At 53.3% G+C, this 1,712-nt stretch carries 1 protein-coding gene and 1 pseudogene; both read left to right on the top strand.

Annotation, left to right across the window (positions count from 1 at the left end; translation table 11 throughout):
* Positions 1-796 (top strand): VCBS domain-containing protein (locus BZG84_RS16600; protein WP_338013092.1); only part of this gene is annotated, 796 nt, incomplete at its 5' end.
* Positions 797-860: 64 nt separating this feature from the next.
* Positions 861-1,712 (top strand): annotated as a pseudogene (locus BZG84_RS16595) (VCBS domain-containing protein); the annotation flags it as partial.

Below are 1,712 nucleotides of genomic sequence, written 5' to 3'. Positions count from 1 at the left end.
TGAAGTCACCGGTAACTTTACCGGCTCAGTGACCGAAGGCAACGTGGGCGATGCACCTGTCACTGCCACCGGCACCATTGCGATCAGTGATGTCGATGACGACGATACACCGGCCTTTGCGAATACTACAGAAGCGGGGACTTATGGCTCGCTAGACCTAGTTAACGGCAACTGGACCTACACCCTTGATCAATCTGCCGTGCAGAGTTTAGATGCCGGCGATCAGGTCACCGATACCATTACCCTGACGGCAAGCGATAACACGCAACAAAATATTGTTATCACCATTACAGGGACGGACGACGCCCCTGAGGTCACCGGCAACTTTACCGGCTCAGTCACCGAAGGCAACGAAGGTGATGCACCTGTCACTGCCACGGGCACCCTTGCGATCAGTGATGTGGATGACGGCGATAATCCAACCTTTGCCGATGTCACACAGGCAGGTACCTATGGCTCGCTAGAACTGGTCAACGGCAATTGGACTTACACGCTAAATCAGGGCTCAGTACAGAATTTAGATGACGGCGATCAGATCAGCGACACCATCACCCTGACTGCCTCTGATGGTACTGAGCAAGATATTGTTATCACTATTACGGGGACCGACGATGCACCAGAAGTGAGTGGTGAGTTTGTTGGTTCAGTCACCGAAGGCAATGAAGGTGATGCGCCTGTTACTGCCACCGGCACCCTTGCGATCAGTGATGTCGACGGTGACGATACACCTACCTTCGCCAATACCACTGAGACTGGTGCTTATGGGTCGCTAGAGCTGGTGAACGGCAAGTGGTGAGTTTGTTGGTTCAGTCACCGAAGGCAATGAAGGTGATGCGCCTGTTACTGCCACCGGCACCCTTGCGATCAGTGATGTCGACGGTGACGATACACCTACCTTCGCCAATACCACTGAGACTGGTGCTTATGGGTCGCTAGAGCTGGTGAACGGCAATTGGGCTTACACCCTCGATCAGTCTGCGGTGCAAGATTTAGATGCTGGCGATCAGGTGACGGACACCATCACCCTGACTGCAAACGATGGTACTGAGCAAGATATTGTTATCACTATTACGGGGACCGACGATGCACCAGAAGTGAGTGGTGAGTTTGTTGGCTCAGTGACCGAAGGTGACGTGGGCGATACCGCAGTAACTGCCACGGGTACCATTGCGATCAGTGATGTGGATGGCGACGATGCACCCACCTTTGCCAATACCACAGCAACCGGCACTTATGGTTCGCTAGAGCTGGTGAACGGTAATTGGACGTACACCCTTGATCAGTCTGCGGTGCAGAGTTTAGATGCCGGCGATCAGGTCACCGACACTATCACCCTGACTGCCTCTGATGGTACCGACCAAGATATCGTTATCACTATTACCGGCACCGACGACTTACCTGAAGTCTCTGGTGAGTTTGTTGGCTCGGTCACCGAAGGCAACGAAGGTGATGCACCCGTCACTGCCACCGGCACCCTTGCGATCAGTGATGTTGATGACGGCGATAATCCGACTTTTGCCGATGTTACACAGGCAGGCAACTATGGTTCGCTCGAGCTGGTGAACGGTAATTGGACCTACACCCTTGATCAGTCTGCGGTGCAGAATTTAGATGCCGGCGATCAGGTCACCGATACCATTACCCTGACGGCAAGCGATAACACGCAACAAGATATTGTCATCACCATTACGGGGACCGATGATGCGCCAGAA

This window comes from Salinivibrio sp. PR932, from assembly GCF_001996125.1.
Classification (GTDB): Bacteria; Pseudomonadota; Gammaproteobacteria; order Enterobacterales; family Vibrionaceae; genus Salinivibrio; species Salinivibrio proteolyticus.
Note: the sequence above shows the minus strand (reverse complement) of the source record. Positions and strands in the feature narration are given on the sequence as shown.